Origin of the sequence: Mesorhizobium sp. M7A.F.Ca.US.006.01.1.1 (assembly GCF_003997935.1) — a bacterium.
Taxonomy (GTDB): domain Bacteria; phylum Pseudomonadota; class Alphaproteobacteria; order Rhizobiales; family Rhizobiaceae; genus Mesorhizobium.
Map to the genome: position 1 here is coordinate 1 of NZ_RZQL01000204.1, position 12,821 is coordinate 12,821.

Consider the following 12,821-nt stretch of genomic DNA (forward strand, 5'->3'; position numbering starts at 1 on the left):
GGTCGGCTGGTAGCTTTGCGTTGCCGGCTTCGGTGCAGGTGCCGGCGGCGCTGTTGGACGCGGGCGGGCGGGCGGCGTCGTGTTCACCGGCTGTGGAGCGGGTGCCTGTCTCGCCGGCGGCGGAGCGGGTTGCGGCGGACGCGGCCTTGCGGCTGCCGGGGCCGCAGTGGCCGGGACCGGCTGCAAGCCGCCGTCTCCGGTCAACGCGGGACGACGCGGCGCCGAAAGCCGGATATCGCGCTCGACGACGACGTCGGTCGGGCCGCCGATCAGAAGCAGATGTTCGATGTCGTCGCGGCGTATCAGCACCAGCCGGCGATGGCTATCGACGGCGGTGGCATCCATGACGGCCAGTCGCGTCTTGCGGTTCCGGCCGCCGGCGACGAAGGTTCCGAATGTCAGGTTGCGCACCAGCTTGATGATGACGAGAACGATGACCAGCAGGACAAGCGCTGCAAACGTCCACAACAATGCTGCGGCATAACCGGGACCTGCCACGCTATCGAGCCATTGCATTGGTTTCCCCTGATCGCCCCTTGGAAGTGACGAGACACTAGACCGTTGCAGCGGGCCACCGCAAGTTGCGTTTCACGCCGGTGAACAGCTTGAAAAACCCAGAAGGCCGAAAGACATCATTTTTATCCGACATTTGCCGCCCAGGCCTTTTCCGGACTAGGAGAATGTGATTCAACCCGGTACGGGGCGGGTGTCGGAACACCGGAATTCACGAGCAGGGGGCACATGGCCAAGGAAGCGCGCGGCGATTTCTATCCGGTACCGATCGTTGACCAGAATACGCGACCGGGCGCGGTCACCCGGCTTATCATTTTCATCGTCGTTCTGACGGGGGCGGCGATCGTCTTCGGGTTTTTCCGCGAGCGCCTCGGCGATCCTTTCCTGCTCGGCATGCTCGGCGTGCTGGCGATGATCGGCGTCGGCTTCCTGTTTGCCACAGCGATCGGCTTCGTGCAGGTCACGCCACGCTCGACCGGCGACGAGCTGTCGAAATCCTTCGTCGATTCGATGTCGCAGGGGCTTCTCGTCACCGACACCAAGGGCCGCGTCGTCTACGCCAACCGCGCCTATGCGGATATGACCGGAGCATCGTCCGCTGCCGACCTGAAGACCGTCGAGGGATTGCTCTCGGATGTCCCCGAAGCCTCGGTGACGATCTATCGCCTGGCGTCCGGCCTGCGCGACGGCCAGCCGGGCGACGGCGAGTTTAGACTCGCGCAGTCCATTCGGCCCGGTGCCGAGCCGGGCGCCCGCTGGTACCGCGCCCGCGCCCGCGCCTTCAGCGTTCCGGGCCAGCGGCTGCCGATGCTGGCCTGGCAGCTTGCCGACATCTCGCAGGAGCGAGCCGAGCAGGAGCGCTTCTTCCTCGATCTGCAGAAGGCGATCGATCACCTCGACCACGCGCCGGCCGGCTTCTTTTCGGCCGACCAGGAGGGCCGCGTCACCTATATCAACGCCACGCTCGCCGAATGGCTGGGCATCGACCTCACCAGCTTCACGCCCGGTGCCGTGTCTCTGTCGGAGATCGTGGCCGGCGACGGCATGGCGCTGGTCCGCTCGGTCAAGGCCGATCCCGGCACCACACGCAACGCGGTGATCGATCTCGACCTGACGACCATGACGGGCGAGGCGCTGCCGGTGCGCTTCATGCACCGCGTTTCGGCCAGCCGCGAAGGATTGAACGGGCCGACACGCACGATCGTGCTCAACCGCACGCAAGGCGAGGATGCCTCTGCCGATTTGCGGGCTTCGGAAGTGCGCTTCACCCGCTTCTTCAACTCGACACCGATGGCGATCGCCGGCGTCGACCACAATGGGCGCATCCTGCGCACCAATGCGCCGTTCCTGTCGCTGTTCTCGTCTGTCGTCGATCGCGACGCCGTCGACCGTCGCGTGCGGCTTGACACGGTGATCCACGAACGCGACCGGCCGGCCTTCGCGGCTGCCTTCGAGAAAGCGCAGCAGCGGCAGGCCGACATCGAGCCGATCGACACGCTTTTGCCCGGCAACGACGACCGGCACATCCGCTTCTACGTCAACGCCGTCGCTGACGGCACCGGCGGCGAGGGCGCCGAGGAGTCGGCCATCGTCTACGCCGTCGAGACAACGGAGCAGAAAGCGCTCGAAGGGCAGATGGCGCAAAGCCAGAAGATGCAGGCGGTCGGCCAGCTTGCCGGCGGCATCGCGCATGATTTCAACAATGTGCTGACTGCCATCATCATGGCGTCCGACCTTTTGTTGACCAATCACCGCCCGTCGGACCCGTCCTTCCCCGACATCATGAACATCAAGCAGAACGCCAACCGGGCGGCTTCGCTGGTGCGGCAGCTTCTGGCCTTCTCGCGCAAGCAGACATTGCGGCCGGAAGTGCTCAACCTGACCGACGTGCTCGCCGATCTCAGGATGCTGCTCGCCCGCCTGGTCGGCAACGACATCAAGCTGAAGGTCGATCATGGCCGCGACCTGTGGCCGGTCAAGGTCGATATCGGGCAGTTCGAACAGGTGGTGGTCAACCTTGCGGTCAACGCGCGCGACGCAATGCCGGCGGGCGGCGATCTCACTGTGCGCACCCGCAATGTGACCGCCGAGGAGTGCAAGGCCTTTTCCTACCGTGAACTCGCCCCGGCCGACTATGTCGTGGTCGAAGTCGAGGACACCGGTAGCGGCATCGCGCCCGACGTGCTGAAGAAAATTTTCGAGCCCTTCTTCACCACCAAGGAGGTCGGCAAGGGCACCGGCCTTGGCCTGTCGATGGTCTACGGCATCATCAAGCAGACTGGCGGCTTCATCTTCTGCGATTCCGAAGTCGGCAAAGGCTCGACTTTCCGCATTTTCCTGCCGCGTCACATCGCCGAAGCGAAAAAAGCAGGCGAGCCCGGCGATGCGCCGGCGGTGCCGGCAAAGATCGCCGATCCGGCCAAGGATCTGTCGGGCTCGGCCACGGTGCTGCTCGTCGAGGACGAGGATGCCGTGCGCATGGGCGGCATGCGGGCGCTGACCTCGCGTGGCTACACCGTGCACGAGGCATCGTCGGGCGTCGAGGCGCTGGAAGTTTTCGAGGCGCTGGGCGGCAAGGTCGATATCGTCGTTTCCGACGTGGTGATGCCGGAAATGGACGGACCGACACTGCTTGGTGAATTGCGCAAGCGCCAACCGGACATCAAGTTCGTCTTCGTGTCCGGCTACGCCGAGGACGCATTCGCCAGAAACCTGCCGGCAGATGCGCATTTCGGCTTTCTGCCCAAGCCGTTTTCGCTCAAGCAACTGGCGACGATCGTCAAGGACGTGCTGGAGTCTTAGAGCCTTCCCCATGTTCCTCCTTGCGCAACGCCGTGACAACGCCATGATTGCGGGTGAAACGGCAGGACTTAGGGGAGCAACTGGTGACGCCGCACAACGAAGCGGACAAGGACGATTATGCCGACACGGTGTTGTTGCCGGGCGACCCGCAGCGTGCCGAATGGATGGCGCAAACGTTCCTGGAAGCGCCGCGCTGCATCAATCGCCGCCGCGGCACGCTTGGCTTCACCGGGCTGTTTCGGGGCAAGTCCATCAGCATTCAGGCGACGGGCATCGGCGTTTCATCGTTTCTGATCTATGCGCATGAACTGCTGGACCATTATGGCGCCCGGACGTTGATCCGGACCGGCACCTGCGGCAGCCTGACCGCAAAGGCAAAACTGCGCAGCCTTGTCATCTCGCAATCGGCACAGGCGGAAAGCGCCCAGAGCGGCCAGGTTTTCGGCCTTTATGGACCCGCTGGACCGGACCCGGCGCTCCTCGCATCGTCACTGGCCAAGGCGGTAGAATTCGGCATCGACCATCATGCCGGCCTGACGGTGTGCAGCGACGTCTTCTATCACCCGGAAGGGCGCGCCCGTTTTGCCGATGCGCGGGCGGAAGGAGCCCTGGCTGTGGACATGGAAACCAGCGCGCTCTATCGCATATCTGAGCATTTCGGAGCTCGTGCGCTGTCGATGTGTGTCGTGGTCGACAACATTGAGACCGGCGAACAGACCGACTATTCCGAGCGCCAGGAGTTGTTCGCAGACATGAGCCGGCTGGCGCTCGCTGTCGCAGCAGAGAGCTAGAGTACAGGTCTACCGGGTCAGTCCCTTGCGCACGGCAGCGACATCGTCGGAGGAAACCGCCGGGGGCGGCGTTGCCCCAACTGGCGCGCACATAGGACAGGACGTCGGCGACCTCCTGGTCCTTCAGGCACCAGGCCAGGGACGGCATGGCGGGCGTTGTCGGCGCCAGATCGGCCGGCTGGAACTATTCCTCAGCTGGCAAGCAGCCTAAGGAGTTTACGGCCTGGACGACGCCTTGTAGACTGGACACATGGCGCTCAAACGGATGGACAACATAGGAATCGTCGTCGATGACCTCGAAGAGACGATTGGTTTCTTTGGCGAGCTCGGCCTTGAGCTCGAAGGGCGGGCCACGATCGAAGGAGAATGGGCCGGACGTGTCACTGGACTGGGCGATCAGCGCGTCGAGATTGCCATGATGCGGACGCCGGACGGCCACAGCCGGCTCGAACTGTCCCGTTTCCTCACGCCGCCTGTCGTCGCGGATCACCGCAACGCCCCGGTTAACGCCCTAGGCTACCTCCGCGTCATGTTCACCGTGGACGACATTGACGGAACTCTCGAAAGGCTCCGCAATCGCGGTGCGCGGCTCGAGGGCGAGGTCGTCCAGTATAGAGACGTGTATCGGCTCTGCTACATTCGAGGGCCTGGAGGGCTTCTCATCGGACTCGCGCAAGAACTCAGCTGAGCGCAATGCGCTAAGCAGCCTCCCGCTTCGGCACCATCTGCTCATCCATCCCTGGCCGATGGCCGCGCAGATAGAGCGCGCAGGTGGTGCGCAGCATCGACGCAAAGTTCGGGATGGCGCCGTTGATCTCTATGGCCTCGTCATAGAGCTTGGAGATGAATTTCGGCGTCGTCAGGTTCTGGTTTTCGGCGATCTCGTCGAGCAACGCCCAGAACGTCGCTTCGAGCTGGATGCTGGTCGAGTGACCGTCGATGCGAATCGAGCGGTTGATCTGGCGATAGCCTTCGGGGTCCTGGCCCGCAAACACCCTGCACATCCGACAAACCTCCCATGATTGTTGGTCTTGGGTGGACGGGCGTGCAGTTTGATACTGCTTGACCTGTCCCCACATGCATTCTCGGGCAAAATTGCCGGTCCGGCAATCGGACTTTCGTCCCGTTCGCGGTGGCGGGCGTGGTAACCGGCTGCCACCACCTTTTGTCCGTGCCGCGCATAATCGCCTCCACACCAGCGCGGAGACTGATTTGGCCAAGGCGATACACAGTATGATCCGGGTTCTCGACGAAGCCCGATCGGTCGATTTCTACAGAAACGCCTTCGGGCTCGATGTCGCCGACAGGCTGGATTTCGAGACATTCACGCTCCTTTACCTCAGCAATGCCGAGGCAGGGTTCGAGCTCGAACTGACCGTGAACAAGGATCGGCAGGAGCCTTACGGGCTCGGCGACGGCTACGGCCACCTTGCGGTCTCGGTCGCCGATCTCGACAGCGAACATGACCGTCTCGGTGCGCTCGGGCTCAACCCGAAGAAGATCGTCGAGTTCAATCGCGACGGGTCGCTGATCGCCCGCTTTTTCTTCATCGAGGATCCGGACGGCTACAAGATCGAGGTTCTGCAACGCGCAGGTCGCTTCCAATAGGGGACATCGCAGCCGCGCCGGCAGGTGCGGCGCCAGCAAACGCACTCTCAACAGTGCACATAGCAAGCAGGGAGGAATAAAATGGTCACGATCTATGACGCGAAGCCCGGGCTTTCACGTCGCGAGCTTCTCAAACGCGGCGGCATCGGCGCGCTGCTCGTCATCTCCGGCAGCGCCGTCATCAGCCCTGAACATGCCTGGGGCCTCGAGACATCGGCACTCAAGCCCGAAACCATGGCGACGCTGATCCAGATGGCGCGCGACATCTATCCGCACGATCAGGTTCCCGACAAATATTACGCCATCGCCGTGAAGGGCCATGACGAGCAGGCCGGCAAGGACTCCGCCTACAAGACAATGATCGAAGACGGCATCGCCGACCTCGACAAGAAGTCCGGTGACGGCGGCTACCGCGGCCTTGGCTGGGAGGACCAGCGCGTCGGCGTGCTGAAGCAGGTCGAGACGACGCCGTTCTTCCAGGCCATCAGAGGCGGTCTCGTGGTCGGCCTCTACAACCAGAAAGAGGTGTGGCCGATCTTCGGTTACGAGGGCGAGTCCTATTCCAAGGGCGGCTACATCGCGCGCGGTTTCGACGACATCGAGTGGCTCTGAGCCCCGTCGTTCCTGAACCCGCAAACAGAAATCATGGGAGGAAACCATGGCAGCTTCATTTGATCTGAACAACGACGGCGTCGTCGTCATCATCGGCTCGGGCGCCGGCGGCGGCACGCTCGGCAACGAACTCGCCCAGAAGGGTGTCGACGTCGTCATCCTGGAAGCCGGCGCTCGCCACGAATATGAGGATTTCATCAATGACGAGTGGGGCTCGTTCGCCCAGCTCGCCTGGACGGACAAGCGCACCACGTCGGGTGACTGGCGTGTGGCCAAGGATTTTCCCAACCTGCCGGCCTGGATTGTCAAGTCGGTCGGCGGTTCGACCACGCATTGGGCGGGAGCGTCGCTGCGCTTCCAGGAGCATGAGTTCAAGGGGCTGTCGACCTACGGCAAACTGGAAGGCGCCAACCTGCTCGATTGGCCGATCACGCTGGCCGAGATGGAGCCCTACTATGCCAAGGCTGAGGCCAAGATGGGCGTCACCGGCACCAATGACTGGCCGCGACTGCCGGGCAACAACAATTTCAAGGTGTTGAAGGCCGGCGCCGACAAGCTCGGCTACAAGGAATGCCACACCGGCAACATGGCGATCAACTCGGTCGATCGCGACGACCGCATGTCTTGCCAGCAGACTGGCTTCTGCTTCCAAGGCTGCAAATGGGGCGCCAAATGGTCGACGCTCTACACCGAGATACCCAAGGGCGAGGCGACAGGCCATCTCGAAGTCAGGCCGAACGCCATGGCGATCAAGATCAACCATGACGCGAGCGGAAAGGTGACCGGCGTCGTTTACGCCGACAAGGACGGCAAGCTGCAGGAGCAGAAGGCCCGCATCGTCGCCGTTGCCGGGAATTCGATCGAGAGCCCAAGGCTTTTGCTCAATTCGGCATCGGGCAAATTCCCCGATGGTCTTGCCAACTCATCGGGGCAGGTCGGCAAGAACTACATGCGCCACACCACCGGCTCGGTCTATGCCATCTTCGACAAACCGGTGCACATGTATCGCGGCACCACCATGGCCGGCATCATCCGCGACGAGGCGCGGCATGACCCGTCCCGCGGGTTCGTCGGTGGCTACGAGTTCGAGACGCTGTCGCTCGGCCTGCCGTTCATGGCGGCGTTCCTCGATCCGGGTGCCTGGGGGCGCTCGTTCACCACCGCACTCGATCACTACGACCACATGGCCGGCCTGTGGATCGTCGGCGAGGACATGCCACGTGCGGAGAACCGCATCACGTTGCATGTCGACGAGAAGGACGCGCACGGCATGCCGATCGCCGACGTGCATTTCGATGACCATCCGAACGACACGGCGATGCGCAACCACGCCTACAAGCAGGCTACGGCACTTTACGATGCGGTTGGCGCCACCCGCACCTTCCCGACGCCGCCCTATCCGTCGACCCACAATCTCGGCACCAACCGGATGAGCGAGAAAGCGGAAGACGGCGTCGTCAACAAGCACGGCCAGGCGCACGACATCAAGAACCTGTTCGTGTCGGATGGCAGCCAGTTCACCACCGGGGCCGCCGAAAACCCGACCCTGACGATCGTATCGCTGGCGATCCGCCAGGCCGACTACATCGCCGCGCAGATGTCGGCCAAGACGATCTAGTCAAATCCTCCCGGCAGACTGCTGGCGCGGAACCTGCAAGGTTCCGCGCCTTTTTCTTGCCGCCTCATTGCTTGGTGCAGGTCGAGGCGGTGAAGGCGCCGTCGGGCTGCTTCATGATGATGTCGAAGGAGGGCACGGTTTCGCCGTCCAGCGTCGCCTGGGTCAGCGACAGCGAATTGCCGCCGGCGGTATAGCCGCCCAATGGCCCCAGCCATGAGATCACGCCGTTCGCATCCATTTGATAATTGTACCCCTGCTGCGCGGTCCCGAAGGTGCCAAGGCCGGTGTAGACCGGGCCGCTGTAGACGTTCCCCTTGATGGTGATGTCGCCGAGGCTGAGGAACATGCCAAGCAGGTACACTTCGCAATGATAGGTGCCGTCAGGCATCTTGCCGTCGCTGAAATCGGCTCGCGCGGTCCCGGTTGCTGCCGCCAGAAGCAGTATGCCGATGAAGATGCGTGAAATCCCTGAAATCATGACGTCGCTCGCTTGAAGAGCGAGCTTGCCCCATTTTTGCACCGCGCCGCAACATCGGTCGCCTGAGGCACGGCTGCTGAGATCAAAATCTAGGCAGCCTGAGAGAATGAGTGAAAAATAGGCAACAACTGCGTAAGCTGCGCAAATTTCCCTCAATCGATTTCTGGCCGCCCCTCTCTGTTTTGGAAGCCCTATATTCCAAGACGCTGATATCTATGAACTATTTGTACCCTTTCGGGATCGCCAGAGCGGTTGGCATGGGGGTTGCATTGTAGTGTTGCGGTGCAATCAACCAGCTTGGGAGTCCGTAATGAGGGGTAATTTCTCGACAATAACAAAAATGTTTTCGGCGAGCGTGGTCGCCGCCGGTCTGTTGATGTCCGCTTCGGCCAAGGCCGCCGACGACACGATCAAGGTCGGCATTCTCCATTCGCTGTCGGGCACCATGGCGATTTCGGAGACGACGCTGAAGGACGCCATGCTGATGCTCATCGACGAGCAGAACGCCAAGGGCGGCCTGCTCGGCAAGAAGCTCGAGGCGGTGGTTGTCGATCCGGCTTCCAACTGGCCGCTGTTTGCCGAAAAGGCGCGCGAGCTGATCTCCAAGGACAAGGTGGCGGCGGTGTTCGGTTGCTGGACCTCGGTGTCGCGCAAATCGGTGTTGCCGGTGTTCTCCGAACTCGACAACATCCTGTTCTATCCGGTCCAGTATGAGGGCGAGGAAAGCGAGCGCAACGTGTTCTACACGGGTGCGGCGCCGAACCAGCAGGCAATCCCGGCGGTCGACTATCTGATGAGCGAAGACGGCGGTTCGGTTAAGCGCTGGGTGCTGGAAGGCACCGACTACGTCTATCCGCGCACCACCAACAAGATCCTCGAGGCCTATCTGAAGGCCAAGGGCGTGGCTGCGGAAGACATCATGGTCAATTACACGCCGTTCGGCTTCTCCGACTGGCAGACCGAGGTTTCGGCGATCAAGAAGTTCGGTTCGGCCGGCAAGAAGACCGCCGTCGTCTCGACCGTCAACGGCGATGCCAACGTGCCGTTCTACAAGGAACTCGGCAACCAGGGCATCAAGGCCGAGGACATTCCGGTCATGGCCTTCTCGGTCGGCGAGGAAGAGCTTGCAGGTCTCGACACCGCGCCGCTGGTCGGCCATCTCGCCGCCTGGAACTACTTCGAGAGCATCGACACGCCCGAGAACAAGAAGTTCATCGCCGATTGGCACAAGTTCATCAAGAACGACAAGCGCACCACCAACGACCCGATGGAGGCCCATTATATCGGCTTCAACATGTGGGTGAAGGCGGTCGAGAAGGCCGGCACCACCGATCCGGACAAGGTCATCGACGCCATGATCGGCGTGTCGGTGCCGAACCTGACCGGCGGCTATTCGACGATGATGCCGAACCACCACATCACCAAGCCGGTGCTGATAGGTGAAATCCAGGCCGACGGCCAGTTCGAGACGGTTTCGCGCACGCCGGGCCTGGTGATGGGCGACGAATGGTCCGACTATCTGCCTGATTCCAAGGACCTGATCTCCGATTGGCGCGCGCCTCTGTCATGCGGCAACTTCAACGTTGCCACCGGCAAGTGCGGCGGCAAGGGCACGAACTGATCCTCCCGGGCTGGACCTTCAGGTCCATGCCCATGACCGCGCGCGTCCGGACGGCTACGACCGCCGTCCGGACGCCCACTTCAACCTTCTTTAAAGGTCACTTGGAGCCGATGAACCTGTTTCGTGCTATTGGTTTAACGCTGTTGTTCCTGCTGGCGACGCTGTCGTCTTCGGGCGCTGGCGAAGCCGATCTGCGCGGCATCATCGCCAAATTCGCCACGGCCAAGGGCTTTTCCGAGATCGGAGCCGTCGTCCACGAACTGGCTGCTGCCGGCGATCCGGCGGTGGAGCGGCCGCTTGCGGCACTGGCCGACGGCAACCTCTATGTCCGCAAGGCCGATTCCCTGGTGTTTGTCGGCAAGGAAGCGGGCGAAAGCGTCCAGCTTTTCGACCCGTTGAGCGGCGAGGCATCGGGCGAGGCGGCCAAGGACGACATCACCAAGATCAAGGTCAACAACACGCTGCGTCGCGTCATCCGCGATGCGTTGGGCACGCTGACGCTTGGCGCCAAGGATCCGGCCGTGCGTGTTGCCGCCGCCGACACCATGTTCAAGACGCCCGACGCGGCAAACATCGGACCGCTCGATGTGGCAATCGCCAGCGAGAGCGTGGCCAGCGTCAAGGCTCTGCTCGAACAGGCCCGCGCCGCGTCAGTTCTTGTCTCGGATCAGCCCGAAGCCGACAAGCTCGCCGCCATCGCGCTGATCGGGGCGCGGGGCGATCGCGATGCCGTTTCGCTGCTCACGTCTGTCGAGGCGAATTCCACCGACGCGGTCAGGCAAGCGGCGACAGCCGCGATCGCCAACATCAATTCGACGCTGGCCTTCTGGGATGCCGGGCAGAACATCTGGTACGGCATCTCGCTGGGCTCGGTGCTGCTGCTGGCGGCGATCGGGCTTGCCATCACCTTCGGCGTCATGGGTGTCATCAACATGGCGCATGGCGAGATGGTCATGCTCGGCGCCTACACGACCTTCGTCGTCCAGCAGGTGATCCGCACCTCCTTTCCCGGCCTGTTCGACTGGTCGCTGGTCATCGCACTGCCGCTCGCTTTTCTCGTCGCCGCCCTGGTTGGCCTGATCATCGAGCGCGGCGTCATCCGTTTCCTCTATGGCCGGCCGCTTGAAACGCTGCTGGCAACATGGGGCGTCTCGCTGATCCTGCAACAGGCCGTGCGCTCGATCTTCGGGCCGACCAACCAGGAGGTCGGCAACCCATCCTGGATGTCGGGCTCGTTCAATGTCGGACAGTTGGCGATCACCTGGAACCGCCTGTGGATCCTGGTTTTCGCGCTCGCTGTCTTCGGCATCCTGCTCTACGTGATGAAGCGCACGCCCTGGGGCCTGCAGATGCGCGCCGTCACCGCCAACCGGCGCATGGCCGCCTCGATGGGCATCAGGACGCCATGGGTAGACGCGCTGACTTTCGCGCTCGGCTCCGGCATTGCCGGGATAGCCGGCGTCGCGCTCAGCCAGATCGACAACGTCTCGCCCAATCTCGGTCGCGGCTACATCATCGACAGCTTCATGGTCGTTGTCTTCGGCGGCGTCGGCAATCTGTGGGGCACGCTGGTCGGCGCCTTCTCGCTTGGCATCGTCAACAAGTTCCTCGAGCCATATGCGGGCGCGGTGCTCGGCAAGATCGTCGTGCTGGTGCTGATCATCCTGTTCATCCAGAAGCGCCCGCGCGGCCTGTTCGCGCTCAAGGGCAGGGCGGTGGAAGCATGATCACGGGACGCTTCTTTGCCGCCGGCGCGGACCGCCGCATCGCCATCACGATCTTCATCCTGCTGGCGGTGGCCGTCATCGTGCCGCTGCTCAACCTTGCGGTGTCTCCTGCCAGCGCCTTCTACATCCCATCCTACATTGTCGCGCTGACCGGCAAATATCTCTGTTATGCGCTGCTCGCCTTGGCGCTCGATCTTGTCTGGGGCTATTGCGGCATCCTTTCGCTTGGCCACGGCGCCTTCTTCGCGCTCGGCGGCTATGCGATGGGCATGTATCTGATGCGCCAGATCGGCTCGCGCGGCGTCTACGGCAACCCCATCTTGCCCGACTTCATGGTGTTCCTGAACTACAAGGAATTGCCGTGGTTCTGGTATGGCTTCGACCATTTCTGGTTCGCCGGCCTCATGGTGCTCGCGGTGCCTGGCCTGCTCGCTTTCGTCTTCGGCTGGTTTGCCTTCCGCAGCCGCGTCACCGGCGTTTATCTCTCCATCATCACCCAGGCGATGACGTATGCGCTGCTGCTTGCCTTTTTCCGCAACGACATGGGGTTCGGCGGCAACAACGGCCTGACCGATTTCAAGGATATTCTCGGCTTCAACGTGCAGGCCGACGCGACGCGCTCGGCGTTGTTTGCCGCCAGCGCCGTGATGCTCGCGCTCGCCGTCTTCGTCACGTGGGCGATCGTCGGCTCCAAATACGGCAAGCTCTTGATGGCTGTGCGCGATGCCGAGAGCCGCACGCGCTTCCTCGGCTGGCGGGCCGAGAACGTGAAACTGTTCGCCTTCACCGTCTCGGCTATCATGGCCGGCATAGCTGGCGCGCTCTACGTGCCGCAGGTCGGCATCATCAATCCGGGCGAGTTCGAGCCGGCCAATTCGATTGAAGTCGTCGTCTGGGCGGCTGTCGGCGGACGCGGCACCATTGTCGGGCCGATCATCGGTGCGTTGCTGGTCAATGCCGGCAAATCCTGGTTCACCGGCGTGCTGCCGGAATTCTGGCTGTTTGCATTGGGTGGGCTGTTCGTCGCCGTCACGCTTTTGCTGCCCAAGGG

12 protein-coding genes are annotated in these 12,821 nt (G+C 62.6%); 9 read left to right on the forward strand and 3 right to left on the reverse strand.

Features of this window, described 5'->3' with window-relative positions; translation table 11 throughout:
- Positions 1–516, reverse strand: a 516-nt coding sequence (locus EN943_RS27765; RefSeq protein WP_127415441.1) for a flagellar biosynthetic protein FliO, incomplete at its 3' end; no start/stop codon positions are given.
- A gap of 225 nt (positions 517–741) precedes the next feature.
- Here EN943_RS27765 and EN943_RS27770 point away from each other — a divergent pair.
- The 3 genes from EN943_RS27770 to EN943_RS27785 all read left to right on the forward strand — a co-directional run bounded on the left by EN943_RS27770 (position 742) and on the right by EN943_RS27785 (position 4,794).
- Entirely contained in the window at positions 742–3,315 is a 2,574-nt protein-coding gene (locus EN943_RS27770; protein ID WP_127415442.1) for an ATP-binding protein, read from the forward strand.
- Positions 3,316–3,398: 83 nt separating this feature from the next.
- On the forward strand, positions 3,399–4,106 hold the full coding sequence (locus EN943_RS27775; protein WP_127415443.1) for a purine-nucleoside phosphorylase: 708 nt from the start codon (positions 3,399–3,401) through the stop codon (positions 4,104–4,106).
- A gap of 250 nt (positions 4,107–4,356) precedes the next feature.
- Positions 4,357–4,794: a VOC family protein gene (locus tag EN943_RS27785; protein ID WP_023813016.1), complete on the forward strand. Its 438-nt coding sequence runs from the start codon at positions 4,357–4,359 to the stop codon at positions 4,792–4,794.
- Between the two features lie 10 nt (positions 4,795–4,804).
- Here EN943_RS27785 and EN943_RS27790 read toward each other — a convergent pair whose 3' ends face one another.
- Entirely contained in the window at positions 4,805–5,110 is a 306-nt protein-coding gene (locus EN943_RS27790; RefSeq protein WP_013531854.1) for a ribbon-helix-helix domain-containing protein, read from the reverse strand.
- A 208-nt stretch (positions 5,111–5,318) separates the two neighbouring features.
- Between EN943_RS27790 and EN943_RS27795 the strand changes: the two genes are divergently transcribed.
- The 3 genes from EN943_RS27795 (at position 5,319) to EN943_RS27805 (ending at position 7,944) form a co-directional block, all read left to right on the forward strand.
- Positions 5,319–5,714 carry a VOC family protein gene (locus tag EN943_RS27795; protein ID WP_027036737.1) on the forward strand — a complete coding sequence of 132 codons (396 nt, stop codon included), beginning with the start codon at positions 5,319–5,321 and terminating at the stop codon, positions 5,712–5,714.
- An 81-nt stretch (positions 5,715–5,795) separates the two neighbouring features.
- Positions 5,796–6,326 carry a gluconate 2-dehydrogenase subunit 3 family protein gene (locus EN943_RS27800; protein WP_127415444.1) on the forward strand — a complete coding sequence of 177 codons (531 nt, stop codon included), beginning with the start codon at positions 5,796–5,798 and terminating at the stop codon, positions 6,324–6,326.
- Between the two features lie 46 nt (positions 6,327–6,372).
- The gene (locus EN943_RS27805) at positions 6,373–7,944 is read left to right on the forward strand and encodes a GMC family oxidoreductase (protein ID WP_127415445.1); all 1,572 of its coding nucleotides are present in this window, start codon (positions 6,373–6,375) and stop codon (positions 7,942–7,944) included.
- 64 nt (positions 7,945–8,008) lie between these two features.
- Here EN943_RS27805 and EN943_RS27810 read toward each other — a convergent pair whose 3' ends face one another.
- Entirely contained in the window at positions 8,009–8,422 is a 414-nt protein-coding gene (locus EN943_RS27810; protein ID WP_127415446.1) for a hypothetical protein, read from the reverse strand.
- 310 nt (positions 8,423–8,732) lie between these two features.
- Between EN943_RS27810 and urtA the strand changes: the two genes are divergently transcribed.
- From urtA to urtC, 3 genes are all read left to right on the forward strand, one after another.
- Positions 8,733–10,043: an urea ABC transporter substrate-binding protein gene (urtA, locus tag EN943_RS27815; RefSeq protein WP_127415447.1), complete on the forward strand. Its 1,311-nt coding sequence runs from the start codon at positions 8,733–8,735 to the stop codon at positions 10,041–10,043.
- Positions 10,044–10,153: 110 nt separating this feature from the next.
- The gene (gene urtB / locus EN943_RS27820; RefSeq protein ID WP_127415448.1) at positions 10,154–11,770 is read left to right on the forward strand and encodes an urea ABC transporter permease subunit UrtB; all 1,617 of its coding nucleotides are present in this window, start codon (positions 10,154–10,156) and stop codon (positions 11,768–11,770) included.
- Positions 11,767–12,821 (forward strand): urea ABC transporter permease subunit UrtC (gene urtC / locus EN943_RS27825; protein WP_127415449.1); only part of this gene is annotated, 1,055 nt, incomplete at its 3' end. The genes urtB and urtC, both read left to right, overlap by 4 nt.

Excerpts from the sequence above, each read along its gene's own strand:
- EN943_RS27770 (WP_127415442.1), top strand. The coding sequence starts at position 742 with ATGGCCAAGGAAGCGCGCGGCGATTTCTATCCGGTACCGATCGTTGAC.
- EN943_RS27785 (WP_023813016.1), top strand. The coding sequence starts at position 4,357 with ATGGCGCTCAAACGGATGGACAACATAGGAATCGTCGTCGATGACCTC.
- EN943_RS27790 (WP_013531854.1), bottom strand. The coding sequence starts at position 5,110 with ATGTGCAGGGTGTTTGCGGGCCAGGACCCCGAAGGCTATCGCCAGATC.
- EN943_RS27800 (WP_127415444.1), top strand. The coding sequence starts at position 5,796 with ATGGTCACGATCTATGACGCGAAGCCCGGGCTTTCACGTCGCGAGCTT.
- EN943_RS27805 (WP_127415445.1), top strand. The coding sequence starts at position 6,373 with ATGGCAGCTTCATTTGATCTGAACAACGACGGCGTCGTCGTCATCATC.
- EN943_RS27810 (WP_127415446.1), bottom strand. The coding sequence starts at position 8,422 with ATGATTTCAGGGATTTCACGCATCTTCATCGGCATACTGCTTCTGGCG.
- urtA (WP_127415447.1), top strand. The coding sequence starts at position 8,733 with ATGAGGGGTAATTTCTCGACAATAACAAAAATGTTTTCGGCGAGCGTG.
- urtB (WP_127415448.1), top strand. The coding sequence starts at position 10,154 with ATGAACCTGTTTCGTGCTATTGGTTTAACGCTGTTGTTCCTGCTGGCG.